Here is a 23,084-nt window from a genome sequence, read left to right as displayed (position 1 = left end):
AAATCCAGTGGCGCAATAACGTCGCTTCAAACCGGCGAGGGCAGCGTTATTGCGACACAGGACGCAGCAACCGTACCCAGAGCAGCGTTATTGCGACACAGGACGCGGGACAGGCCAGGCAAAACGACCCAGAATCAGCTCCGCCCCGCTCCCGGTCCGGCCCGCAAGGCCCGGGCCACAAGTCCGCAGCATTAACGGCAGCAAGCCCGCATGCTCCCTCAAGAGGCGAAGCATGCGGGCTTGCTGCCGAGCTCAGCGGCGCAAGAACTAGCTCCAGTCGAAGAAACCCTTGCCGGACTTGCGGCCGAGTTCACCGCGGGCAACCTTGTCCCGCAGGATCTGCGGCGGCTCGAAGCGCGGGCCGAGGGTGGAGGCGAGGTACTCCGCGATGCCCAGGCGCACGTCCAGTCCCACGATGTCCGTGGTCTTCAGCGGGCCTGTCGGGTGCTTGTAGCCCAGAACCATGGCGGCGTCGATGTCTTCGGCAGAGGCCACACCCTCCTCAACCATGCGCATGGCCTCGAGAGCAATCGCCACCCCGAGGCGGGAGCTGGCGAAACCGGGAGCGTCGTTGACGACGACGGGCGTCTTGGCGAGGTCTGCCACCCAGGTCCGGGCGGCGGACGCGAGTTCCTCTGAGGTCTGCTTGCCCAGCACCACCTCGATCAGGGTGGAAGCCGGAACGGGGTTGAAGAAGTGCAGGCCGCAGAACCGCTCCGGACGCTGCAGCTTTTCCGCCAGCTCCGAAACAGACAGTGAGGAGGTGTTCGACGCGAGCCAGGCATCGGCGTCGAGCTGTTCCTCCACAGCCGTCAGCGCGGTGGCCTTCAGCGAAAAGTCTTCCGGAACTGCCTCGACGACCAGGCCGGAGCCGGCGAAGTCTGCATAATCGGTGGAGACGCTAAGCCGGGCCACCAGGGCATCGAGGGTCTCATCCGTGGTGCCGCGCTCAACGCTCTTGGCGAGATTGGAGGCAACGCGCTCGTAGGCTGCACTGGCGGCCTGCTCGTCACGCTCGACGACGACGACGGAGGCACCGGCCGTGCAGAAGGCGTGGGCGATGCCCGCACCCATGCGGCCGCCGCCGAGAACACCAACCTTGGAGGGAACTGTCATTTCTTTTTCTTCCTTTCCAGGAATGCCTGCATACGGTCGAACTTCGCCTCGGACTCGAAGAGGATGCCCTGGGCGAGGGTGTCGATCACGGGGTGCGCCTCGGCGGGCGCAGCGAAGACGGACTTGGTGATGCGTACGGCCAGCGGATCCTGCTTGGCGATCCGGTCGGCCAGGGCGTTGGCGGCTGCCAGCAGTTCCTCTGGCTCGTGGATTTCGGTGACCAGGCGGGCAGCCAGGGCTTCCTCGGCGTTCAGGATCCGGCCGGCAAGGAGGATTTCCTTGGCCAGCGGTTCCCCGACGAGTTCCTTCAGGCGCCAGGTGGCTCCGGCTGCGGCCATGATGCCCAGCGAGGTTTCCGGGTTGCCGATCTTCACCGACGGGGTACTGATGCGGAAATCGGCGGCGAAGGCCAGCTCCGCTCCCCCGCCCAGCGCGAAGCCGTCCAGCGCGGCGATGACCGGCATGGGCAGCTTGGCGATGCGGTGGAAGATCGTCGAGTTGATCCCGCGCAGGGCGTCCTCGCGGCGGCGTTCACGCAGCTGCGCGATGTCCGCGCCGGAAGCGAAAATGCCGTCGGTGCCGGAGAGGATCAGGATCTTCGGGTTGTTCTCGAGTTCAGTGCAGAGGGCATGCAGCTCGTCGACCATGGCCTGGTCGATGGCGTTGCGGACCTCGGGCCGGTTCAGGACCGCTGAGATGCGGTCTTCCCCGATGGTGACCTTGAGCGTGGTGAAGTGCGCGGAGACTTCCGCGAAGTCCGGCACTACACGGCCTCGATCAACATGGCGGTGCCCTGGCCGACGCCGACGCACATGGTCGCGATGCCGTGCGAGGCGCCTTCGCGTTCCATGCGGCCCAGCAGGGTGATGGCGATGCGGGAGCCGGAGGAGCCCAGCGGGTGGCCTAGGGCGATGGCGCCGCCGTCGTTGTTCACGATTCCCTCGTCAACGCCGAGGCGGCGGATGCAGGCCAGGGACTGGGTGGCGAAGGCTTCGTTGAGCTCGAAGGCACCAACCTGGTCCAGGTTGATGCCGCTGCGCTGCAGGACCTTCTGCGTGGCCGGAACCGGACCGATGCCCATGATTTCCGGCGGGACGCCGGCGGAGGCGCCGTCGACGATCCGGGCGCGGGCGGTGAGGCCGTATTCCTTGATAGCGCGCTCGGAGGCGATGATGATCGCCGAGGCGCCGTCGTTCAATGAGCTGGCGTTGCCTGCGGTGACGATTCCGCCGGGCTTCACCACGGGACGCAGCTTGGAGAGGACTTCCAGGGTGGTGCCTTCGCGGGGCCCTTCATCGGTGTCAACAACGGTGTCGCCCTTGCGGCCCTTGATGGTGACGGGAACGATTTCGTCCTTGAAGCGTCCGGCGGCGATGGCAGCCAGGGCCTTTTCGTGCGAGCGGACGGCGAACGCGTCGGCGTCTTCGCGGGAAATGCTGTCCGTGGAAGCCAGTTCCTCGGCCGTTTCAGGCATGGAGTACGTCATCTTGCCGCCGCGGGAGAGGTCTCCGGAGACGAAGCGTTCGTTGGCGAAGCGCCAGCCGATCGAGGTGTCGAAGGTGTCTCCGGGCTTGGCGAACGCCTTGGTCGGCTTCTCGGTAACCCAGGGGGCGCGGCTCATCGATTCCGTGCCGCCGGCGATGACGATGTCCGCGGCGCCTGCCTTGATCATGTGCGAGGCCATGATGATCGCGGACAGGCCGGAGGCACAGAGGCGGTTCACGGTGATGCCCGGAACGGTGTCCGGGAAACCTGCCAGCAGTGCGGCCATACGGGCTACGTTGCGGTTTTCTTCGCCTGCACCGTTGGCATTGCCGAGGATGACTTCGTCTACGACGGCGGGATCCAGGCCTTCGCGCGCGACGAGTTCACTTAGTGTCAGTGCTGCGAGGTCATCCGGGCGGACGCTGGAGAGCGCACCCCCGTAGCGGCCCACCGGAGTCCGTACTCCGCCAACGAGAAAAGCCTCAGCCATGTCTGCTCCCAAAGAGTTGCCAGTACGCCGCCGGGCTTCACTGCCCGCACGGCTGCCGGATTTACCGACCAATCGTTCTATAAACAATCGCAGAACAGGCAGGGGCGGTCAAACACGTGACGGTTCTTCCGGGGCATTCGGGTAACGCAGCCGCATTCGACGCCGATACTCCGTGAGGTCGATTTCGCCCCCGATCTCCGCCACAAGGTCCGCCACGTCCCGCCGGTCCGGAGCAGTCCATCCCGTGCACCAGACAGCAGCGCAGGCCTCCCGCACAGCGGTGGCCTCCCGCTGTGGCAGGTTCCGAAAAAGCGCCGGCCAGCGGAGAAGGGCGTCCAAGCCTGCAGGAATGGGCTTCGGTGCCATCCAGTTGGGCTGCCTGCCCAGCAGCCGCAGCATTGCGTCGTCGTGGAACTCAAGCATCATTCCCCCTGCCATATTTGCCGCCCAGTCTAGGGGCAGGCCTCGATTCCGGACGGCACTTGTCCGCATTATGAAGGCCGCGCGGCCGAAGCTGCTTTAGGTTTGGCCCTATGGCTTACGACATCCAGATCTGCATCGACTGCAAGAACGCCCACGACCAGGCCGACTGGTGGGCGGAAACCCTCGGCTGGCCGGTCGAGGAAACCAATCAGGACTTCATCGACGAGATGCTCGCGAAGGGCTTTGCCTCCCCGGATGACGTCATTGACCACAACGGAACCCGAATGTGGGCGGCCGGATCAGCGGTCCTGCAGCCGGTTCCGCCGGGGTCCCCTGTGACTCCCATGCGCATCCTGTTCCAGCCGGTTCCGGAGCCCAAGACGGTCAAGGACCGCATCCACTTGGACATCCGGCTCTCGGGAGACGACATCAACGCCACCCGCGCAGCCCTTGAAGCCCGCGGCGCCACGTTCCTCTGGGAAGCCAGCCAGGGTCCGCATCTCTGGTACACGATGGCGGATCCCGAAGGCAACGAGTTCTGCATCAGCTAGCTACTGCTGCAGCAGCTCCGCCGGCACAGCGTAGGTGAGGACCACGGCCAGCAGGTTCTTCGCGGCATGCACAAAGTAGGACAGCATGAAGTTGTTGCCCGCCCAGACGTAGACCCCCACCAGCACAGCTCCCATGGCCAGATACGGCACCAGCACAGCCACGGAGAACTCAGACTCCCCCAGCACGTGGATGCCGGAGAACAGCAGCACCGAGAGCAGGCAGCAGATCCAGATGTTCCAGCGTTTCGAGAGCTTGCCGATCAGCAGGTGCCGGTAGATGTACTCCTCCACGAACGGAGCCAGCACAACAAACAGCGGCACGATCAGCCACGGGGACACCGACGTCATCAGATCCTGTGCCGCCACCTGGTTCACTGCGGTTTCCGGCGGGCCCGTGAGCAGAACGAGGATCATGGTGGCTACCAGCATCGCGATGATGGACAGCGGAATGACACCCAGCGTGAGCCAGGGCCGGGTCGCCAGGATCCGGGCTTCCCGGACTGCATAGGCCCGGGCTGCAATGAACGCGAGGATTCCGGCGATCAGGTAGAACGTGAAGTTCACTGCGTACGACGCCGTTACCGGGTCCTGGATTACGGCCGTCACCGCGAGCGCAGCTGGAGTCAGGCTCAGCAATGCCATCGCCCCGATGTAGAAACCAAGTGCGGCGCCGTCGCCCCTCGAGAACCGGTAGGACAGGGGCGGCTCCTGCAGGACGGTACGGCGGCGTGAGCGGGCCGGGAGGTCAGGTGTTGCCATCAATCCACAGTATCGGCCCGGCCGGGCGCAGGCATCAGCCGCCTGCTATTCCGCAGCCAATTCCCGCTCGCGCGCCAGGAGTCCATCCAGCCCGTCCAGAATGATCCCCAGACCAAATCCGAACTCGTCTCCGAAGGCATAGGCCGGCTGCATCACGCGGTACATGGCCGTTTCGGCGAGGTAGGGCAGGTCAGACGGGGAAAAGGACCTCGCCATTGCCTCCACGACCTCGGGGTCTGAGTCCGGAGTGCCAACGGGCAGGCCCGCCTCCTGCAGCGCGAACCCGTAGATATAGCTGTCCAGCAGCGCATACGCATGCCCTGCTCCCTCAATGCTGAAACCAGCCTCCCGCAGCACGCGCAGCACAGCATTGTGGTGCTGCAGGGTGGCAGCGCCCGGAGACGTGCGCGTTTCCAGCAACCCCACCGACCAGGGATGCCTGGCAAGGGCGCTCCGCAGGGATGCCGCCCGGTGTTCCATCTCCCGGCGCCACGGCCCATCCGACGGCAGGTCGACTTCCGCGAAGACGAGGTCCACCAGGCCGTCCAGGATTTCATCCTTGTTGGCAACGTGGTGGTAGAGGGACATGGGCTTGACCCCCAGTGCCTGCGCCAGTGAGCGCATGGTGAGCGCACTGAGCCCGCCTTCATCAGCGAGTTCGACGGCGCGGCGGAGCACCAGTTCGCGGGTCAGCGGGCGGCGGGAGAAATCCAGTTGTTCATTCATTTCCGCCAACTCTACCGCCGCCTTACTTTGTACGGTAGCGTCTGCCTTACTAAGTAAGGTAACGATGCCAGGAAGGGCTTCTTATGTTTGGAACCAGCTCCCGATCACCCCTCAGCCGAACCGTGCCCGGGCAAGGCGCCGCCCTGCCTCCACAGATGACCGCCGTGGTTCAGGACGGTTACGGCGGCACTGACGTACTCAAGATAAAAACGCTGCCGCTTCCGGTTATCTCGGCAGGCGACGTCCTTGTCCAAGTGCACGCCGCAGGACTTGCCAAAGGAGCCTGGCACGTGATGACGGGGACTCCCTATCTGCTCAGAGTGTTCTTTGGTCTCCGTTCCCCTCGCCAGCCGGTGGCGGGGCACAACCTGGCCGGGACCGTCATGGCCGTCGGCGAGGGTGTCACGCGGTTCAAACCCGGAGACCGGGTGTACGGCATCGGGAAGGGCTCCTTCGCCGGCTACGCCGCGGCACTGGAACGCAAGCTGGCGCCGATGCCCGAGGGCCTGGATTTCGAACAGGCTGCTGCCGTCCCGGTCTCCGGGCTTACCGCGCTTCAGGCTGTGGCCGACGTCGCACGGGTGTCCAGCGGGCAGCGGGTCCTGGTCACCGGCGCCTCCGGCGGGGTGGGCAGTCTCGCCGTGCAGCTCGCGGTTGCGGCCGGCGCGGAGGTCACCGGCGTCTGCTCCGCCGGAAAGGCCGGTTTCGTGCGTGATCTGGGGGCGCAGAACGTCCTGGATTACCAGTCGGAGGACTTCGCCGCGTCAGCAGGCGCCTATGACGCGGTCATCGACATCGCAGGCAACCCTTCCCTCGCCCGGCTCCGGCGCGCACTGAAACCGGGCGGAACCGCTGCACTGGTAGGCGGCGAGGAAGGCGGACGGGTGACCGGCGGAATGATCGAGCGCCAAATAGCCGGAAGCTTCCTCTCAATGCTGGACCGGGGCCACAGGCGCTTTCGGAATGTGCTGGCGAAGGAGAGCGGTGCGGAACTCGAGCGGCTGAACGGCCTGCTGGAATCGGGCGCTGTTGTGCCGCACGTTGACAGCCGGTTCCCGCTGGCCGACGTCGCGGCTGCCATGGAACGACTTGAATCCGGCAAGGTGCAGGGTGCAATCGTCCTGACGGTTACCCGGGATTGAGGCCTCCCCGGATTGCGCCCGACGTGCCGGCGGCGTTACACCGTCAGTTCCGTCATCACCTGCGGCATGGCTTCGAGCAGTTCACTGGCCAGGAAACTCAGCGGGCCCTTGGCAGAAGAGAGCCGGTCACCCGCTGCGGCATGCAGGTAGGTGCCCCAGCAGGCTGCCTGGTCAGGAGTTGCTCCCCGGGCCAGGAAGCCTGCCACGGCTCCGGCCAGGACGTCTCCGCTTCCCGAGGTGGCCAGGCCGGGATTGCCCGCCGGTATTTCCCAGGCACGGCCGTCCGGGGCGGTGATCCGCCCCTTGCTGGTGACCACCGCGCCGTAGCGGCGGGCGATTTCAAGGGCTGCGGCGTCGGCGTCCTGAACCTCATCGGTGTCCAGCAGGCGTGCAGCTTCGGTTCGGTTGGGGGTGAGCACCAGGCGCCCGGAGAGCAGCTCACGCAGTTCCGGCAGACCGGGCAGCACACCCAGCGCGTAGGCGTCCAGCACCACGGCTGCGTCCTGCGGGATCTTGGAGCTGATGCTGCGCAGCAGATCCGCGGTGTCCTCGGCATTGTCCAGGCCGGGTCCCACCACCAGCACGTCCGCGGTTTCAAGATCTGCACCGAGTGCGTCGGCAGCAGCGCTCCCGTCGATGCGCTGCCCCTTTTCCGGCAGACCCACAGTGCCGCACTCGGGCAGCGAAACCGCCGAGGCAACAGCGGCCGCTTCGGCTACGGCTAGCGTCAGCCGGCCGGCGCCGGCACGCAGCGCCGTCCTGCCGGTGAGAATCGCGGCACCGGGTGTCCGCCGGGCACCGCCAATCACCAGGACCGTCCCCCGGTCATCCTTGCCTTCGGCGTCGCGGGAGACCTGCCAGGACCGCAGCAGTGCGGGGGTGACCAGTTCAGCGCGGGTGGACATTTTCATCTCCTGCATGTTCGGTGACCGGGGCGCCGCCTGCGGCCAGATGGTCCACTCCATTGAAGTCCGCGACGTTCCAGAAACCGGTCCCCGAGGGACGCACCAGACGGGTAATTGAGCCGTTCCGGACGCTGGTCGCGGATGCGATGTCCAGCAGCTCGGCTTCCAGCAGCCCTTCACAGACGTAGCGCAGCAGCAGAATCACCGCGTCATGGCACACGACCGATACCCGGCGCCCGTCCTCGGCGTCGTCCAGGTCCCGCAGCAGCGAGCGCAGCCGGAGGGCAACGTCTGCCCAGGACTCCCCTCCCGGTGGCCGGTACGCGAATTTACCCAGCCACTGTTTACGTTCGGCTTCCACCGGATAGCGTGCGGCGACGCCCCGGGAAGTCAGCAGGTCAAGTATTCCCAGTTCGCGGTCCCGCAGACGTTCATCCACCCGGAAGGGGGACAGCCCGGCCAGTTCAGCTGTCTGCCGGGCCCGCAGGTAAGGCGAACACCACACGGAGTCCGGCCGCTCCTCGGCGGGCAGCGAGGCCAGCCATGCGCCCAGGGCCACGGCCTGCCGCTCCCCGTCAGCGCTGAGCGGCACATCCGGATCCCGGAGCCCGACGTCGATCACCTCGGCTCCGGTGCGCTGGGCGTGGGTTGCGGCGACGTTGCCGGCGCTCTCGCCGTGACGGATGAGGATCAGCTCTGTTGCACCCATCGTCCGACTCTACTCCGGCGCCCGCCGGGGCCAAGGGCTACGACGACGGCACCGCCGCCCGTTCGTCCGTTTTTCCGCCGTTGCGCACGGTGAACGTCAGCAGCAGCGCCAGCGCCGCGAAGACCGCCAGCAGGGTCAGGCCCACAAAGTAGCTGGAGTTCTCGGCGTCGTAGGTTGCCCCCATCACCAGCGGCGGGAAATAGCCGCCCAGTCCTCCCGCGGCGGCGATGATCCCGCCGACCGTACCCACGTCCTTCGGAGGGGTCACCCGCCCCACCCAGGCGAACACGCCTCCCGTGCCCAGCCCCAGGAACACGGCCATAAGCAGGAACGCTGTTCCGTAGACCCGTTCCTGGCTGGGCTGGAAGGCCACCACCATGGCCAGGACCACGGTGCCCGCGAAGGACACCAGGGTCACGATCCTGGGCCCGATTTTGTCTGCCATCGTGCCGCCGATGGGCCGCGCGATCACCGCAGCGACGGCGAAGCCTGCGGTCCGCGTCCCGGCGTCGGTGGCGTCCCAGTTATACACATTGCCCAGATAGGTGGGCAGGTAGTTGGAGAACGCTACGAAGGCACCGAACACGATGCCGTAGAGGAAACACAGCTGCCAGGTGGCTCTCAGGGTGAACGCGTGCCGGATCTTGGGCAGCGTCGGATCGGTGGGCCTGCTCCAGGCCGGCGATTCACGCAGTACCAGCCAGCTGATTACGGCCATCAGGGCTACGACTCCGGCAATGATCAGGTGGGCGTTGAAGTACCCGATGCCGGTGACCAGCCGGGGGGTGAAGAACGCGGACACGGCGGTGCCCACCATCCCTGCTCCGAAAACCCCGGTGGCGAACCCTTTCCGGCTCCGGTCGTACCAGGCGGAACAGAACGGAATCCCGATCGCGAAGACCGTCCCTGCGATGCCGAGGAAAAACGCGACGATGATGAGCAGGGCGTAGCTGCCGCTTTCCCCGGCGACGGCGGTGAGCAGCACCAGCGGCGCCGTCACACCCAGCACCAGCGTGAACATGCGCCGCCCGCCGTACCGGTCGGTCCAGGCACCCACCGGGATCCGGGCCAGGGATCCCACCAGGATGGGCATGGCCACCAGGATGGAGGCCTGGCTGGGATTCAGGTCAAGTGTCTGCGTGTAGCGGGCCGAGAGCGGCCCGATGATGGTCCAGGCCCAGAAGCCGACGGTGGAGGCAACCGTGGCTGTGATCAGGTTCAGCAGCTGCCCCGATTTCAGGTCCGGGGCGGCAGGTGCGGATGGTGCCGATGCCATGGCTGTCCTCTCCGTGGTCCTTATTGCGGGGGAACACCCCGGCGGTCCCGGTCCGGTGTGCCGACCGGAGCCCAGCCGCGGCGCGGCGGTACCGCGCCGGGCGTCTTCCGCTTCCCACGGGAGCGGTAGACGATGTACGGGCGGAAGATGTACTGCAGCGGAGCCGTGAAGGCGTGCACCAGCCGGGTGAACGGCCAGATGGCGAACAGTGCCAGGCCCCACAGGGTATGGATCTTGAAGGAGAGGCTCGCGGCGGTCATCGCCGCGATGTCCGGCTGGAAGATGAAGATGGACCGGAACCAGGGTGAGACCGTTTCCCGGTAGTCGGTGATGTTCGGATCGAACACTGAGATCAGGGTGGTCGCCAGCCCGGCGAACAGTGCAGCAACCAGGACGATGTACATCAGCTTGTCATTGCGGGTGGTCGCCATGAACACCGGGCCGGTGGTGCGCCGCCGGTAAATCAGCAGAACCACGCCCACCATGGTTCCAATACCGGCGATGAGCCCGATCCCCAGGGCCATCGCGTGGTACAGCCCCTCGGAGATCCCAACGTCCTTCGTCCAGGCCTGGGGAATCACCAGCCCGATGAAGTGACCGGCAATTACTGCCAGGATCCCGAAGTGGAACAGCGGAGAGGCGATGCGAAGGATCCGCGCTTCGTAGAGCTGGGAGGACCGGGTGGTCCAGCCGAACTGGTCGTACCGGTACCGCCAGATGGAGCCCAGCACCAGGACGGCGATCACCACATAGGGCAGCACACCCCAGAGCATGACGTCCCCCAGCGTGACCTGGACGTTCTCCGCCGGAGCGACGTCAGCCGGCAGGGAGGCCGGCAGGTCTGCGGGCAGCATCGCTGTGCTTCTCATGGCCGGTTCCTTTCGGACAGGGGCAGCAGCCGGGAGCTGTACGGTTCCAGTCCCACGGTTTCGGTGGGCGGGCCGTAGCCGGCGGTGCGCATCACCGTCTGCGCGTCCTCGGGTGACACCCCGGGGAGGGTCGAACAGACCAGGGACAGCACATGCGTGTGCGGCAGGCCGGCGTCCCGCAGTGCCAGGCGCAGCAGTTCAAGGGACGGCCGGTAGCGCTGCAGCAGCTCATACCCGTCCGCAGGTGACACCTTGGCAGCAAATTCGAGGACCAGCGGAAGGTAGTCCGGCAGCTCTGTACCTTCCGGAAGCATCCCGTGTTCGCGGTAGACCTCCTTGAACGCTGCCAGCGCTTCACCCCGCCGCCGTGTGTCACCGTCCGTCCAGTACGTCAGGTGCAGGCTGTGCCGTTTGGACAGGTCGAACTCCTGGACGTACTCGCTCTGGACCTCCGTCAGCGGCCGGGCGGAGAACGAGGCGAAAAGCTCCTCCATGCCGTCGGTGAGTGCCCCGGCCTCCTCCAGTGCGGTGCGCAGCAGCGGCAGTGAGGCCTGCAGGTCTTCGTCCGGATACTGAAGCAGCAGCGACGCCACCTGGCGGACGACGGCGCTGCGCCGGGGATTCCTGTCGGCATACGCTTCGGGCGCCACCGTGCCCTTGCCTGGTTTGCCGAGGAGCTTCTCCAGCAGGCTCATTTCCGCTCACCCCCGTCCTGGGGACCGGGCGGAAACAGACCCTGGGTGCCTCCCCGGCCGTCCCAGTTCAGCAGGTTGACCCGGCCGGTCATGTCCCGGTTCCCGGCCGGGTCGTCGCCGCGCTGCCGGGCGTCCAGGGCGTTAAAGTTCTCCACTGCCACGGGCATGGGACGCCCGGACGCTTCGCCGAACACCCCGGTCTGGCCCATGCCGGGCCCGCCGTCCGTATCCAGCGAGCAGCCGATCTCCTCGAGGTTGTGGGCGTCCTCCAGATGGGCGCTGGGAATGACGTACCGTTCCTCGTATTTGGCCACTGCCATCAGGCGGTACATCCGAACGATGGATTCACCGGTCATGCCCACGTCCGTGGCGATCGATTCTTCCGGAGCGTCGCCCAGGGTGATTGCCCGCATGTAGGCACGCATGGCCGCCAGCTTGCGCAGCACTGCGGTCACCAGGTCCGTGTCCCCGGCGGTAAAGAGTTCCGCGAGGTATTCCACCGGGATGCGCAGCGCCTCGATGGCGCCGAACAGGTTGGCGGCGTCCTCGCCGTCGTGCCCTTGGTCCTTGAGCACGTCCACGATCGGGGACAGCGGCGGGACGTACCAGACCATGGGCATGGTCCGGTATTCCGGGTGCAGCGGCAGCGCCACCCTCAGCTCCTTCGCCAGCGCGTACACCGGCGACCGGCGTGCTGCATCGAGCCAGTCCTCCGGGATGCCTTCGGCCCGCGCGGCGGCAATGACCTCCGGGTCGTTCGGATCCATCATCAGGTCCAGCTGCGCTTCGTAGAGGTCCTGCTCGTTGGGGGTGGCCGCCGCCTCGGTGACGCGGTCGGCGTCGTACAGGAAAATCCCGATGTACCGCAGCCGTCCCACGCAGGTCTCCGCGCACACGGGGGGCAGCCCCACCTCGATCCGGGGATAACAGAACGTGCACTTCTCCGCCTTGCCGGAGCGGTGGTTGAAGTACATCTTCTTGTACGGGCAGCCGGTGACGCACTGCCGCCAGCCGCGGCAGCGGTCCTGGTCCACCAGGACGATTCCGTCTTCCTCCCGCTTGTAGATGGCACCGGAGGGGCAGGAGGCCATGCAGGACGGGTTCAGGCAGTGTTCGCAGATCCGCGGCAGGTAGAACATAAACGTCTGGTCGAACTCGAACTTGACCTTCTCCTCGGCGTCCCGGCGCAGCTTCTCCACCACAGGATCCTGCTGCGCGGTTTCCGGGGCGCCGCCCAGATTGTCGTCCCAGTTCGCCGACCACTGGATCTTCATGTTCTCCCCGGTGATCAGGGACTTGGGCCGGGCCACCGGAAAATCGTTCCCGGCCGGGGCCTGGATGAGGTTCTCGTAGTCATAGGTCCACGGTTCGTAGTAATCGCTGAGCTCGGGCTGCACGGGTGAAGCAAACAGGCCAAAAAGCTTCGCGGCCCGCCCGCCGGACTTCAGCTTCAGGTTCCCGCGCCGGTTCAGTTCCCATCCGCCGCGCCATTTTTCCTGGTCTTCCCAGCGCCGGGGATAGCCCTGCCCGGGCCGGGTCTCCACGTTGTTGAACCACACGTACTCGGTGCCGGCCCGGTTGGTCCACGCCTGCTTGCAGGTCACCGAACAGGTGTGGCAGCCAATGCACTTGTCCAGCGCCATCACCATTGCCGTCTGCGCCATGATCCTCATCAGAAATCCACCTCCTGCGAGCGCCGCCGGACCACCGAGACAATGTCCCGCTGGTTACCCGTGGGGCCCAGGTAGTTGAAGGCCCAGGACAGCTGGGCATAGCCGCCGATCATGTGACTGGGTTTGACCAGGATCCGCGTCACGGAGTTGTGGATCCCGCCGCGCCGGCCGGTGGCCTCGGACTTCGGGGTATCGATAATGCGTTCCTGGGCGTGATGGACGTACACCACCCCGGCGGGCATCCGGCTGGAGACGATGGCCCGGCCCACCAGCACCCCGTTGGTGTTCACGCATTCCACCCAGTCGTTGTCCGCCACCTGGATCAGCTCCGCGTCCTGCGGACTCATCCACACTGCTGTGCCGCCGCGGGAGAGCGAGAGCATAAAGAGGTTGTCCTGGTACTCGGAGTGGATGGACCACTTGTTGTGCGGGGTCAGGTACCGTACCGCCACGGACAGCTCGCCTCTGGTTCCGAGCTGGGGTTCGCCGAAGAGCCGGTGCATATCCAGGGGCGGGCGGAACACCGGAAGCGCCTCACCCATGTCCCGGATCCAGTCGTGGTCCAGGAAGAAGTGCATCCGCCCGGTGAGGGTGTGGAAGGGCTTGAGCCGTTCAATGTTGATGGTGAACGGGGCGTAGCGCCTGCCGCCGGACTCCGAACCGGACCATTCCGGGGAGGTGATCACCGGCGTCGGGCGGTCCTGTGTGTCACGGAAGGTGATGATCTTGTCTTCCGCGCCCATAGCCAGGTCAGCCAGCGGGGTGCCGGTGCGCTGTTCCAGGGTTTCGAAGCCCTGGACTGCCAGTTCGCCGTTGGTGGTGCCGGAGAAGAGCAGGATTGCCTCCGCCATCCGTGCGTCGGTGTCCACGGCCGGCCTGCCGCGGGCTGCACCGGAGTCGAAGACACCGTGTTTCTGCGCCAGCTGCCGCACCTGTTTGTCAACTTTGTAGGTGACGTACTTGGTGGTGAAGCCCAGCTTCTCCGCCAGCGGGCCCATCGCAACGAACTTGTCCGCGATGGCTGTGTAGTCGCGTTCCACAACCGCAAGATTGGGCAGGTTCCGCCCCGGCACGGCGGGAATGTCCGTGCCTTTCCAGTCCGGGGCATGGCCGCCGGGCTGGGCGATCTCCCCCGGGGTGTCATGGGTCAGGGCCGTGGCCACCAGGTCGTTCCGGACGCCCAGGTGCGTGGCGGCCTGCCGGGAGAACTCCACGGAAAGCAGCCGGAAGAGCTCGAAGTCCGACTTTGACTCCCACGGAGGCGCGATGGCCGGGGTGAAGGCGTGCACGTAGGGGTGCATGTCTGTGGAGGACAGGTCGTATTTCTCGTACCAGGTGGCGGCCGGGAACACGACGTCGGACAGCAGGGTGGAACTTGTCATCCGGAAGTCGGCGGAGACCAGCAGGTCGAGCTTGCCCTGTGGTGCTTCCTCCCGCCACACCACGTCCCTGGGACGGGCATCGCCGTGGTCAGTGCCCAGGACATTGTTCAGGGTGCCCAGCAGGTGCTTCTGGAAGTACTCCTCGCCTTTGGCCGACGAGCCCAGCAGGTTGGAGCGCCACAGGATCAGCGTCCGCGGCCAGTTCGCCGGGGCGTCCACGTCCTCCACCGCAAAACGCAGCTGCCCCTCCTTCAGCCGGTCCGCCACCCAGCGGGCCGGTGTTTCGGCTTCCCCGCGTTCGACGCCGGCGGCGGCCTCGTCCGCGACGTCCAGCGAGTTCTTCGCGTCAAACTGCGGGAAGAACGGCATCCAGCCCATCCGGGTGGACTTGGCAATCACGTCCGCGGAGTGCATGCCGCGCAGGTGGCCTTCCGCCAGCGGGGACTGAACACCGTCGGTGGAGTACCCGTCGGAGCGGAACTGGTCCGTGTGCATGTACCAGAACGCGGTGCCGATCATAAAGCGCGGCGGGCGGTTCCAGTCCCCGGCCGAGGCCATGGCGGCCCAGCCGGTGATGGGCCGGCACTTCTCCTGGCCCACGTAGTGCGCCCAGCCGCCGCCGTTGCGTCCCTCGCACCCGGTCAGCATGAGCATGGCCAGGATGGCCCGGTACGTCACGTCCCCGTGGTACCACTGGCAGATTCCGGCGCCGAGGATGATCATGGACCGGCCGTTGGATTTCTCCGCGTTGGCCGCGAATTCCCTGGCGGTGCGGATGACTGCCGATGGTTTGACCGAGGTCAGTTCCTCCTGCCAGGCGGGCGTGTAGGCCGTGGCGGCGTCGTCATACCCCGCTGCCCAGATCCCGGGCAGCCCCTCCCGGCCCACGCCGTACTGGGCCAGCATCAGGTCAAAGACGGTGGTGACCCGCTTTCCGGCCACCTGCGTTACCGGCACGCCTCGGTGCACCACGGAACCCGTACCGGACGGGTCGGAGAACACGGGGAGGTCGACGCCGCTGGTCTCGCCCAGCCAGCCGGCGGCGTCGGCCAGGGACAGTGCGGGTACCACGCCGCCCAGATCCAGGTTCCATTTGCCGGCGTCGGCGTCGTTGTAGCGGAAGCCCAGTGAACCGTTGGGCACCACCGCGGCGCCGCTGGACCTATCCAGCAGGACGGTCTTGAACGCGGCGTCCGCAGCCTGCGCGCTCTCGCCGCCCAGGTCCTGAGCTGTGAGGAACTTCCCGGGAACGGTGGTGCCGTCCGGGCCGTCCACCAGGGTGACCAGGAACGGCAGGTCGGTGTACTGCAGCACATAGTCCTCGAAGAACGGTACCCGCCGGTCCACGAAGTTCTCCTTGAGGATCACATGCCCCATGGCCATCGCCATGGCGGCATCGGAGCCGGCCTGGACCGGCAGCCATTCGTCGGCGAACTTGGTGTTGTCCGCGTAGTCCGGGCTGACGGAGACCACCTTCGTGCCCCGGTAGCGTCCTTCCACCATCCAGTGCGCGTCCGGGGTCCGGGTCACGGGAATGTTGGAGCCCCACATCATCAGGTAGGTCGCGTCCCACCAGTCACCGGATTCCGGGACGTCCGTCTGGTCGCCGAAGACCTGTGGGGACGCTACCGGAAGGTCCGCGTACCAGTCGTAGAAACTGTTCATCACCCCGCCGATCAGGTTGATGAACCGGGCCCCGGCAGCGTGGGAAACCATGGACATGGCCGGGATCGGCGAGAAGCCGGTGCAGCGGTCCGGGCCGAAGTTCTTGACCGTGGCGACGTGCGCCGCCGCCGTCATCTCCAGGGCCTCCTGCCAGCTGGAACGCACCAGCCCGCCCTTGCCGCGGGCCTGCTGCCAGGTGCGGCGCTTGTCGGGATCAGCCACCAGGGCTTCCCAGGCCAGCACCGGATCCCCGCCGGAAGAGCGCTTTGCTTCCCGGTACATTTCCAGCAGCACCCCGCGGATGTAGGGGTAGCGCACGCGGGTTGGCGAATAGGTGTACCAGGAGAATGCAGCGCCGCGCGGGCAGCCGCGGGGCTCGTATTCCGGCCGGTCCGGACCCACCGTGGGATAGTCGGTTTCCTGCGCTTCCCAGGTGATGATCCCGTCCTTGACGTAGACCTTCCAGGAGCAGGACCCGGTGCAGTTCACCCCGTGCGTGGAGCGGACCACCTTGTCATGGCTCCACCGGTTCCGGTAGAACGCGTCGCCTTTCCGTCCGCCTTCACGGAAGACCGCCCGGCCGTCGGCCGTCTCATCCCAGCGGGTGAAAAACCTGCCGAGTTTTAGGAGTGCATCGGAAGCGGGGCCGTCTGTCCCCGTTACGGAGCTGCTAGCCATTTATTCAAGTTACGCGCCGCTTCCCGGGGTCAACAGCTTGCAGCCGGATTCCCGTCCGGCGCCGGCGAAGATGCCGCCGCTGCCGGCCCGCAGGCCGGGTTTTGCGGCCGCGATAAACTCGATCCGTGAGCACACAACTTCCCGAGCAGGTCTCTGACATCTTCGATCCCACGCAGTGGAGGGTGGTTGGCGGCTTCGATGACTTCACCGACATGACCTACCACCGCCAGGTGGAGCGCGACGCCGACGGCGCCGTCGTGCGCGACCTGCCCACCGTGCGGATCGCCTTCAACCGCCCGGAGGTGCGCAACGCATTCCGTCCGGGCACCGTGGACGAGCTGTACCGGGCGATGGACCACGCGCGGATGACCCCCGACGTCGCCACCGTCCTGCTCACGGGCAACGGCCCCTCCCCCAAGGACAGCGGGCACTCCTTCTGCTCCGGCGGAGACCAGCGGATCCGCGGCCGGGACGGGTACCGGTACGCCGACGGCGAGACCCAGGAAACAATTGATCCGGCCCGCGCCGGCCGGCTGCACATCCTGGAAGTGCAGCGCCTGATGCGCACCATGCCCAAGGTGGTCATCGCCGTCGTCAACGGCTGGGCAGCCGGGGGCGGGCACAGCCTGCATGTTGTTTCCGACCTGACCATCGCTTCCCGCCAGCACGGAAAGTTCAAGCAGACCGATGCCACTGTTGGCAGTTTCGACGCCGGCTACGGTTCGGCGCTGCTGGCCCGCCAGATCGGCCAGAAGCGTGCCCGGGAGATCTTCTTCCTGGCCCGCGAATACTCCGCCGAGGACATGGTGGCCATGGGCGCCGTCAACGAAGCGGTGGACCACGAAAACCTTGAAAAAGTGGCGCTTGAATATGCCGCGGACATTGCCCGGCAGTCGCCGCAGGCAATCCGCATGCTCAAGTTCGCCTTCAACCTGGCCGACGACGGCCTGGCCGGCCAGCAGGTGTTCGCCGGCGAAGCCACCCGGCTGGCGTACATGACTGATGAGGCGGTGGAGGGCAAGGAAGCGTTCCTGGCGAAACGGGACCCGGACTGGTCCAACTTCCCCTACTACTTCTAGGACGTCATGGAACTGCTTCCCGTCCACACCCCGTCCGGCTACAACGCCGGAGACCTGCTGCCGCCGCTGGCTGCGGCGCTGGCCGGGGAAGGACCCGCCGTCGCCCCGCACGCCGACCCGGCGCAGACCTTCACCGGTGAACTGCCCAATGACGACGTCGCGCTGGTTATCAGCACCTCGGGATCCACCGGCACACCCAAGCAGACCATGCTCAGCACCGATGCGTTGGCGGCGTCTTCCATGGCCACCGCAATGCATCTGGGCAGGGACGGACAGTGGCTGCTGGCGCTGCCGGTCCACTACATTGCCGGGGTCCAGGTGCTGGTGCGGTCCCTCTACGCCGGAACTGAACCGGTACTGATGGACACCGGAGCACCTTTCAGCCCCGATGCATTCACCACTGCCGCCCAGGCCATGACCGACCGGACCCGGCTCACCTCGCTGGTGCCCACCCAGCTGCACCGGCTGCTCACCGATCCGGCTCCGGACACACTCGCCGTGCTGCGCCGGTTCGACACCATCCTGCTCGGCGGCGCGGCTGCCAGCCCGGCACTGCTGGCGCGGGCGAAGGAGTTCGGGCTGAACGTGGTGCGCACCTACGGCATGAGCGAAACGGCGGGCGGCTGCGTGTACGACGGCGTTCCGCTTCCCGGCGTCGAGGTCCAGGAACACGAGGGCCGGCTCTGGATTGCCGGGGACATGCTGGCCGACGGATATCTGGGTGCTCCTGAGCTGAGCGCTGAGCGGTTTGCGTTCCACTCCGGCAAGCGCTGGTTCCGCACGGATGACACCGGCTCGGTAGCTGCGGACGGGATTGTCTCGGTGTCCGGCCGGCTAGACGACGTGATCGTCACCGGCGGCGTGAAAGTCTCCGGTGCCGCGGTAGCCGCTGCGGCTGAGCAGCTTCCCGAGGTGCACCAGGCCGTGGCCATGGGCCTCGAGGACCCGGAGTGGGGCGCCGTGGTGGGCATCGTCGTCGTCGGCTCCGTGGATACGGGCAAGCTGCGCAGCGCCGTCCGCTCCGCACTGGGTGCACCTGCCGTGCCCAAGGTCGTGGTGGAGCTTGAGCGGCTGCCCCTCCTGCCCGGCGGCAAGACCGACCGGCTTGCTGTCCGCCAGCTGCTGGCTGCCGCCCGCGGTTAGGACTGCCCTGTTCTCTCATCGAGATGACAGAAAGTGCACGTCTCAGCGCTGAGACGTGCACTTTCTGCTATCTCGGCGCGCGGAGGGGCGTTTTCGCGCTCCCGGCGGAGGTGCGGGAGAATGAAGCTGCCCGGCAGGTGCGGTTCCTGCCGGAGAGCATCAGCACTAAGCCAACATAGAAGGAATTGACTGTGGCCACAGCGGCGCAATGGTTCGAGGGGGCACGCCCCCGGACACTCCCGATGGCGGTTGCTCCGGTGATTATCGGTTCCGCGGCGGCGTTCGACCTGGGCGGCTTCCGCTGGCTCAATGCAGTGCTTGCTGCTGTGGTGGCGATCCTGCTGCAGGTGGGCGTGAACTACGCGAATGACTACTCCGACGGCGTGCGCGGCACGGATGACAACAGGGTTGGCCCGCTGCGGCTTACCGGCTCCGGTGCCGCACCTGCCAAATCGGTGAAGTACGCGGCATTCCTCTGCTTTGGCCTGGCCATGGCGGCCGGCCTTGCGCTGGTAATCCTCTCCCAGGCCTGGTTCCTCCTGCTGGTAGGCGTGGGCTGCATCGCAGCAGCCTGGGGCTACACCGGGGGCCGGAACCCTTACGGGTACCTGGGCCTGGGGGACGTTTTTGTTTTTGTCTTCTTTGGCCTCGTTGCCACGCTGGGCACCACCTACACGCAGGCCGGCCAGGTGAATGCCGCCGCGTGGATCGGCGCAGTCTCCACCGGGCTGATCGCCACCGCCCTGCTGATGGCCAACAACGTAAGGGACATCCCCACCGACCGCGAGTCGGGCAAGCGCACCCTGGCGGTCCGCCTGGGCGACGACGCCGCCCGCATCAGTTACGTGATGATGCTGGCACTGGCACTGCTGCTTCCGCTGCTGCTCGTGGGCGACTATCCCTGGGTCCTGCTGGTCCTGCTGCTGCTGCCTGCGTGCCTGATGCCGAGCTGGCTTATGCTCAAAGGCAAGAAGCGCCGCAGCCTGATTCCGGTGCTAAAGCAGACCGGCCTGATCAACCTTGGCTTCAGCGTGATCTACGGCCTGGCGCTGGTGCTGACCCGGATGCTGGCCTAGCTTCGACGCGCACTCCCCCGGATCTGCGGGGCCCGGCTGGTTGCCGGTTCGCGGCGGCCGCCTCAGCTCCCCAGCAGACGGCGCTCGTGGGCAAAGGACACCAGCTGGATCCGGGTGCGCAGCTGAAGTTTGTCCAGGACGCTGCGCAGATGCGTTTTTACAGTGGCCTCTGAGACGAAGAGGTTCTGTGCCATCTCCCCGTTGCTCAGGCCCTTTCCCGCCAACAGGAACACGTCGCGTTCCCGGGCCGAGAGGACCTCGAGGACGGCCAGGTCCGGTTCCCGCGCCGGGGCGTTGCGGGCGGCGTGATCGAACAGGGAGTGGATGGATCCGGGCGCGATCACGGAATAGCCAGAATGCACTGTCCGGACGGCGGCCAGAAGGAACTCTGGTTCAGCGCTCTTGAGCAGATACCCGCTGGCGCCGGCCTGGACAGCCTGCACCACGGCCTGGTCCCGGTTGAAGGTTGTCAGCGCGATGATCCGCGGCGGTTCAGTTCCGGCGCCGTCGGCTGCCGCAATAATCCGGCGAGTGGCTTCCACCCCGTCCATAACAGGCATCCGGAGGTCCATCAGCATGACGTCGGGGCGCTGCTCCGAGGACAGTTCAACCGCTTCCCTCCCATCGCCCGCCTGCCAGCAGAAGGCCATGTCCTTCTGGCTGTCGATGAGCATACGGATGCCTGCAAGGAACAACGGCTGATCGTCGACGAGGGCGACGGAGATCCGCGCATCTGGTTCACGCATTCCCAATGGCCTTTACCGAAAAGCCGCCAACTGTTGTCGCCAGACCTGCGGGCTCTTTGGCCTGGTCCCCGGCACCGGGGTTTCTGCCTTCCAATGTCCCGTACGGCACGAAGACGGTCACCCGGAATGTCTCGCCGTCGGGTCCAGCAGTGAGCCAGCCGCCCGCCATGTGAGCCCGCTCCCGCATACCGGGGATGCCGCGACCGTGACGGGTGGAGTCCGGTTCCTCCTGACGGGTACGCTGCGGCAGATCTGACGCCGCATGCAGCGTCAGGCCCGGACCACTCCAGTCAAAGTGCAGCCGCACTGCAGTTCCACGCCCGCCATGCTTCAAGGCATTGGTCAGGCATTCCTGCACAATCCGGTACACCGCTACCTGCTGGCCGCTGGAAAGGTCCACGGGCTCACCGGAAACGCTGTCTCTTATGTCCAGGCTGCTGCGCATGCCGGCGATCAGGTTGGCAATGTCCTTTACCTGAGGCTGCGGCGCCGTCATGCCTTCGTCCTCCACACCCTCGATGACCCGCTGTGCATCAACCAGTGCACTCCTTGCGGAACCGGCAATCGCCTCCAGTGCCTTGAGGACAGGCTCCGGCTGGTTCTTCACCGAGTACCGGGCGCCGTCGGCCTGCGCAGCGATGACCGCCAGTGAATGTGCCAGCACGTCATGCAGGTCCCGGGAAATACGTGTCCGTTCCTGCTCAACAATGAGGTCCACTTCCCTGTCCTTCAGCTTTGACTGCGCCAGTTCCCGGGCCTGGAACAGACTCCCCCGTTCTTCGGCCAGCGCCAGGACGAGTCCGACGGCGAAACACCCGGCCGCAATCAGCAGGAAAAGGGCAAACAGCTGGGGCCCGAACGCACTGAGCGTAAACCTGTCCCCGGAATAGAGCTGCGGAAACCAGCCCACGCCATTCCCGTAACGCCAGGAAAGCATCATAAACGCCATGACAGCCGCAAAAACGGCGTTCACTGTGAAGGCGATAATCCGGATCCGCCGCGTAGCGGTCCACGCGATCAGTCCGAGCGAGATGAAGGAACCGATATAGATAGCCCAGTGATTGGAGTGCATGGGCGGAACGACGTGCAGGAGCTGGCCGAGCAGGAGCACTCCGGTAAGGCTCAGGGACAATACCGGCCACCGGATGGCGACGGCGATTACCGTCGTCATGATCACTAGCGGAACGGTGCCCGGCCAGTACATCGGCACGATGCCCATAACCGGCCCCATACGGCCGGCCTCTGCCACACACCACAAAATGAAAAAGACGGCGGCTGCAGCAGAGGCAACCCAGCGCCGTGCCTTGGTAAGGAGGGATCTCATGCCAGCCACACTAGCGACGACATGTGCCCTGAATTCCCGTGAACACCTCTCACACCCGAATCTCAGTCCGCAGGTGGACGGGATTCATCCCGCAAGCCAGTCCGGTACGCGTTTACCAGGGCGCAGGCACGGGCGGCTGTCTCGGCGTCAGGCATTGAGAACACAAACCGCTGTTTGTTCCCTGCCGTCAGGACCAGAGCCGGACCGCTGCGCATGATGAAGCCCGTGCCGGCCCCGCTGATCCGGTACCCCCAGCCGCCAAAGTCCATCGCCTGGATGTCCTCAACGGACGCTGACCGAACCTGCTTGTGGGAAAGCGGCATCAGCTTCCAGAACCCGCCCGCCAGAACCCGGGTCCCGGCGTCGTCAACCACCACGGTTCCCGAGCAGAAGATCCACAGCAGAGCGGCGGCGGGAAGTCCCAGCAGGGCCAGCGCCGGATGGATAAAGACCAGGCTCAGGGCGACCACCGCTCCGGTGCCCAGGCTGAGCAGCCAGCTGACCGGACCCATTGAGACCTTGATGGCCAGGCTTTCCCTGCTGGCAGCGTTCCGGCGCGCATCGGCGGCCAGGGATGAATCCTCGCCGGCTGCTGCCGCATCGGCTGCCTGGGTATCCGGGCTGGGCGTCCGGTCCACGTCCGCGGGGCGGTAGAGCCAGCCGCAGAGGCCGCCGGCAATGCAGCCTACGACGGCGGACGCCCACATCACCGGACCGGAGATCTCCGCCTGTGAGGCGTCTGCCAGATCGAGCTGGCCTGCGGCGACAGCCACCGCCAACCCGGTTATGAGCAGTCCGAAACCGACTCCGAAGCCAACCCCGAGCCGAGCAGTACAAGCCGAATAGCCGCGGGTCAGGACGGACAATCCGGAAATGAGCGCTCCACTGCCTCCGCCGACGAACACGGCAATACCTGCGTTGCCCCAGACGGACATGTAGCCGTCTACGCCGTTCGGGCCCCAGTGGCTTGCCATCGGTTCCGGCAGGCGGCTTGCAGCTGTCGCCATCCAGGCCGCCGCAGCAAGGCCGAGTGCGAAGAGTCCGGTTACAAGACCAATTAGCCAGCGCCGGTTGTAGGTGCTCTCGACCTGCTCTGAACGGTTCCTAAGTTCGGTACTCCCCATGCGCTCCCCCGCTGCTCACCCGACTCACGATGCCGGTCAAGATTGTCC

At 66.2% G+C, this 23,084-nt stretch carries 21 protein-coding genes; 5 read left to right on the top strand and 16 right to left on the bottom strand.

The window, feature by feature from the left end:
* Positions 1-267 precede the first annotated feature (267 nt).
* The 4 genes from TVC13_RS01990 to TVC13_RS01975 all read right to left on the bottom strand — a co-directional run bounded on the left by TVC13_RS01990 (position 268) and on the right by TVC13_RS01975 (position 3,529).
* A complete protein-coding gene (locus TVC13_RS01990; protein WP_422399568.1) occupies positions 268-1,116 on the bottom strand; it encodes a 3-hydroxyacyl-CoA dehydrogenase family protein in 849 nt (282 codons plus the stop codon).
* Positions 1,113-1,880 (bottom strand): enoyl-CoA hydratase/isomerase family protein, encoded by a 768-nt coding sequence (locus tag TVC13_RS01985; protein WP_422399567.1) that lies wholly within the window; start codon positions 1,878-1,880, stop codon positions 1,113-1,115. The genes TVC13_RS01990 and TVC13_RS01985 overlap by 4 nt, the downstream gene beginning before the upstream one ends.
* Complete coding sequence (locus TVC13_RS01980) at positions 1,880-3,091, bottom strand: thiolase family protein (RefSeq protein WP_422399566.1); 1,212 nt, start codon at positions 3,089-3,091, stop codon at positions 1,880-1,882. Before TVC13_RS01980 ends, TVC13_RS01985 begins: the two co-directional genes overlap by 1 nt.
* Before the next feature lie 108 nt (positions 3,092-3,199).
* Entirely contained in the window at positions 3,200-3,529 is a 330-nt protein-coding gene (locus TVC13_RS01975) for a hypothetical protein (protein ID WP_422399565.1), read from the bottom strand.
* A gap of 95 nt (positions 3,530-3,624) precedes the next feature.
* Between TVC13_RS01975 and TVC13_RS01970 the strand changes: the two genes are divergently transcribed.
* A complete protein-coding gene (locus TVC13_RS01970) occupies positions 3,625-4,065 on the top strand; it encodes a VOC family protein (protein ID WP_422399564.1) in 441 nt (146 codons plus the stop codon).
* Here TVC13_RS01970 and TVC13_RS01965 read toward each other — a convergent pair whose 3' ends face one another.
* Both TVC13_RS01965 and TVC13_RS01960 read right to left on the bottom strand, forming a co-directional pair.
* Positions 4,066-4,824 carry a CPBP family intramembrane glutamic endopeptidase gene (locus TVC13_RS01965; protein ID WP_422399563.1) on the bottom strand — a complete coding sequence of 253 codons (759 nt, stop codon included), beginning with the start codon at positions 4,822-4,824 and terminating at the stop codon, positions 4,066-4,068.
* A 45-nt stretch (positions 4,825-4,869) separates the two neighbouring features.
* Positions 4,870-5,550 (bottom strand): TetR/AcrR family transcriptional regulator C-terminal domain-containing protein, encoded by a 681-nt coding sequence (locus TVC13_RS01960; RefSeq protein ID WP_422399562.1) that lies wholly within the window; start codon positions 5,548-5,550, stop codon positions 4,870-4,872.
* Positions 5,551-5,705: 155 nt separating this feature from the next.
* Between TVC13_RS01960 and TVC13_RS01955 the strand changes: the two genes are divergently transcribed.
* Positions 5,706-6,692, top strand: a complete 987-nt coding sequence (locus TVC13_RS01955) for an NAD(P)-dependent alcohol dehydrogenase (RefSeq protein ID WP_422399561.1) — start codon at positions 5,706-5,708, stop codon at positions 6,690-6,692.
* A gap of 35 nt (positions 6,693-6,727) precedes the next feature.
* Here TVC13_RS01955 and TVC13_RS01950 read toward each other — a convergent pair whose 3' ends face one another.
* The 7 genes from TVC13_RS01950 to TVC13_RS01920 are packed head-to-tail and all read right to left on the bottom strand — an operon-like array spanning position 6,728 to position 16,544.
* Positions 6,728-7,597: an NAD(P)H-hydrate dehydratase gene (locus TVC13_RS01950; protein WP_422399560.1), complete on the bottom strand. Its 870-nt coding sequence runs from the start codon at positions 7,595-7,597 to the stop codon at positions 6,728-6,730.
* On the bottom strand, positions 7,581-8,306 hold the full coding sequence (locus tag TVC13_RS01945; RefSeq protein ID WP_422399559.1) for a histidine phosphatase family protein: 726 nt from the start codon (positions 8,304-8,306) through the stop codon (positions 7,581-7,583). Before TVC13_RS01945 ends, TVC13_RS01950 begins: the two co-directional genes overlap by 17 nt.
* Before the next feature lie 37 nt (positions 8,307-8,343).
* The gene (locus TVC13_RS01940) at positions 8,344-9,582 is read right to left on the bottom strand and encodes a nitrate/nitrite transporter (protein ID WP_422399558.1); all 1,239 of its coding nucleotides are present in this window, start codon (positions 9,580-9,582) and stop codon (positions 8,344-8,346) included.
* Between the two features lie 20 nt (positions 9,583-9,602).
* Positions 9,603-10,451, bottom strand: coding sequence for a respiratory nitrate reductase subunit gamma (gene narI, locus TVC13_RS01935; RefSeq protein WP_422399557.1), 849 nt, complete (start codon positions 10,449-10,451; stop codon positions 9,603-9,605).
* The gene (gene narJ / locus TVC13_RS01930) at positions 10,448-11,146 is read right to left on the bottom strand and encodes a nitrate reductase molybdenum cofactor assembly chaperone (RefSeq protein ID WP_422399556.1); all 699 of its coding nucleotides are present in this window, start codon (positions 11,144-11,146) and stop codon (positions 10,448-10,450) included. Before narJ ends, narI begins: the two co-directional genes overlap by 4 nt.
* Positions 11,143-12,819 carry a nitrate reductase subunit beta gene (narH, locus tag TVC13_RS01925; RefSeq protein ID WP_422399555.1) on the bottom strand — a complete coding sequence of 559 codons (1,677 nt, stop codon included), beginning with the start codon at positions 12,817-12,819 and terminating at the stop codon, positions 11,143-11,145. The genes narJ and narH overlap by 4 nt, the downstream gene beginning before the upstream one ends.
* Complete coding sequence (locus TVC13_RS01920; RefSeq protein ID WP_422399554.1) at positions 12,819-16,544, bottom strand: nitrate reductase subunit alpha; 3,726 nt, start codon at positions 16,542-16,544, stop codon at positions 12,819-12,821. Before TVC13_RS01920 ends, narH begins: the two co-directional genes overlap by 1 nt.
* A gap of 125 nt (positions 16,545-16,669) precedes the next feature.
* Between TVC13_RS01920 and TVC13_RS01915 the strand changes: the two genes are divergently transcribed.
* The 3 genes from TVC13_RS01915 to TVC13_RS01905 all read left to right on the top strand — a co-directional run bounded on the left by TVC13_RS01915 (position 16,670) and on the right by TVC13_RS01905 (position 19,842).
* Positions 16,670-17,623 carry a 1,4-dihydroxy-2-naphthoyl-CoA synthase gene (locus TVC13_RS01915; RefSeq protein ID WP_422399553.1) on the top strand — a complete coding sequence of 318 codons (954 nt, stop codon included), beginning with the start codon at positions 16,670-16,672 and terminating at the stop codon, positions 17,621-17,623.
* 6 nt (positions 17,624-17,629) lie between these two features.
* Complete coding sequence (locus TVC13_RS01910; RefSeq protein ID WP_422399552.1) at positions 17,630-18,766, top strand: AMP-binding protein; 1,137 nt, start codon at positions 17,630-17,632, stop codon at positions 18,764-18,766.
* Positions 18,767-18,957: 191 nt separating this feature from the next.
* Positions 18,958-19,842 (top strand): 1,4-dihydroxy-2-naphthoate polyprenyltransferase, encoded by an 885-nt coding sequence (locus tag TVC13_RS01905; protein ID WP_422399551.1) that lies wholly within the window; start codon positions 18,958-18,960, stop codon positions 19,840-19,842.
* A 62-nt stretch (positions 19,843-19,904) separates the two neighbouring features.
* Here the strand turns inward: TVC13_RS01905 and TVC13_RS01900 are convergent, their stop codons facing one another.
* The 3 genes from TVC13_RS01900 to TVC13_RS01890 all read right to left on the bottom strand — a co-directional run bounded on the left by TVC13_RS01900 (position 19,905) and on the right by TVC13_RS01890 (position 23,036).
* On the bottom strand, positions 19,905-20,588 hold the full coding sequence (locus TVC13_RS01900; protein WP_422399550.1) for a response regulator: 684 nt from the start codon (positions 20,586-20,588) through the stop codon (positions 19,905-19,907).
* On the bottom strand, positions 20,581-21,912 hold the full coding sequence (locus TVC13_RS01895; RefSeq protein ID WP_422399549.1) for a sensor histidine kinase: 1,332 nt from the start codon (positions 21,910-21,912) through the stop codon (positions 20,581-20,583). The genes TVC13_RS01900 and TVC13_RS01895 overlap by 8 nt, the downstream gene beginning before the upstream one ends.
* 62 nt (positions 21,913-21,974) lie before the next feature.
* Positions 21,975-23,036, bottom strand: coding sequence for a hypothetical protein (locus TVC13_RS01890; protein WP_422399548.1), 1,062 nt, complete (start codon positions 23,034-23,036; stop codon positions 21,975-21,977).
* Between the last annotated feature and the right edge of the window lie 48 nt (positions 23,037-23,084).

The organism is Arthrobacter sp. 3Tela_A (assembly GCF_049311025.1).
Lineage (GTDB): Bacteria > Actinomycetota > Actinomycetes > Actinomycetales > Micrococcaceae > Arthrobacter_B.
The sequence above is the reverse complement of the archived record's forward strand: the minus strand, read 5'-3'. Positions and strand labels throughout refer to the sequence as shown.

Bases quoted from the DNA above. Each gene is read 5' to 3' on its own strand.
- TVC13_RS01940 (WP_422399558.1), bottom strand. From the start codon at position 9,582: ATGGCATCGGCACCATCCGCACCTGCCGCCCCGGACCTGAAATCGGGG.
- TVC13_RS01975 (WP_422399565.1), bottom strand. From the start codon at position 3,529: ATGGCAGGGGGAATGATGCTTGAGTTCCACGACGACGCAATGCTGCGG.
- TVC13_RS01920 (WP_422399554.1), bottom strand. From the start codon at position 16,544: ATGGCTAGCAGCTCCGTAACGGGGACAGACGGCCCCGCTTCCGATGCA.
- TVC13_RS01950 (WP_422399560.1), bottom strand. From the start codon at position 7,597: ATGTCCACCCGCGCTGAACTGGTCACCCCCGCACTGCTGCGGTCCTGG.
- TVC13_RS01945 (WP_422399559.1), bottom strand. From the start codon at position 8,306: ATGGGTGCAACAGAGCTGATCCTCATCCGTCACGGCGAGAGCGCCGGC.
- TVC13_RS01980 (WP_422399566.1), bottom strand. From the start codon at position 3,091: ATGGCTGAGGCTTTTCTCGTTGGCGGAGTACGGACTCCGGTGGGCCGC.
- TVC13_RS01955 (WP_422399561.1), top strand. From the start codon at position 5,706: ATGACCGCCGTGGTTCAGGACGGTTACGGCGGCACTGACGTACTCAAG.
- TVC13_RS01970 (WP_422399564.1), top strand. From the start codon at position 3,625: ATGGCTTACGACATCCAGATCTGCATCGACTGCAAGAACGCCCACGAC.
- TVC13_RS01895 (WP_422399549.1), bottom strand. From the start codon at position 21,912: ATGAGATCCCTCCTTACCAAGGCACGGCGCTGGGTTGCCTCTGCTGCA.
- TVC13_RS01960 (WP_422399562.1), bottom strand. From the start codon at position 5,550: ATGAATGAACAACTGGATTTCTCCCGCCGCCCGCTGACCCGCGAACTG.
- TVC13_RS01990 (WP_422399568.1), bottom strand. From the start codon at position 1,116: ATGACAGTTCCCTCCAAGGTTGGTGTTCTCGGCGGCGGCCGCATGGGT.
- TVC13_RS01900 (WP_422399550.1), bottom strand. From the start codon at position 20,588: ATGCGTGAACCAGATGCGCGGATCTCCGTCGCCCTCGTCGACGATCAG.
- narI (WP_422399557.1), bottom strand. From the start codon at position 10,451: ATGAGAAGCACAGCGATGCTGCCCGCAGACCTGCCGGCCTCCCTGCCG.
- TVC13_RS01910 (WP_422399552.1), top strand. From the start codon at position 17,630: ATGGAACTGCTTCCCGTCCACACCCCGTCCGGCTACAACGCCGGAGAC.
- narJ (WP_422399556.1), bottom strand. From the start codon at position 11,146: ATGAGCCTGCTGGAGAAGCTCCTCGGCAAACCAGGCAAGGGCACGGTG.
- TVC13_RS01965 (WP_422399563.1), bottom strand. From the start codon at position 4,824: ATGGCAACACCTGACCTCCCGGCCCGCTCACGCCGCCGTACCGTCCTG.
- TVC13_RS01890 (WP_422399548.1), bottom strand. From the start codon at position 23,036: ATGGGGAGTACCGAACTTAGGAACCGTTCAGAGCAGGTCGAGAGCACC.
- narH (WP_422399555.1), bottom strand. From the start codon at position 12,819: ATGAGGATCATGGCGCAGACGGCAATGGTGATGGCGCTGGACAAGTGC.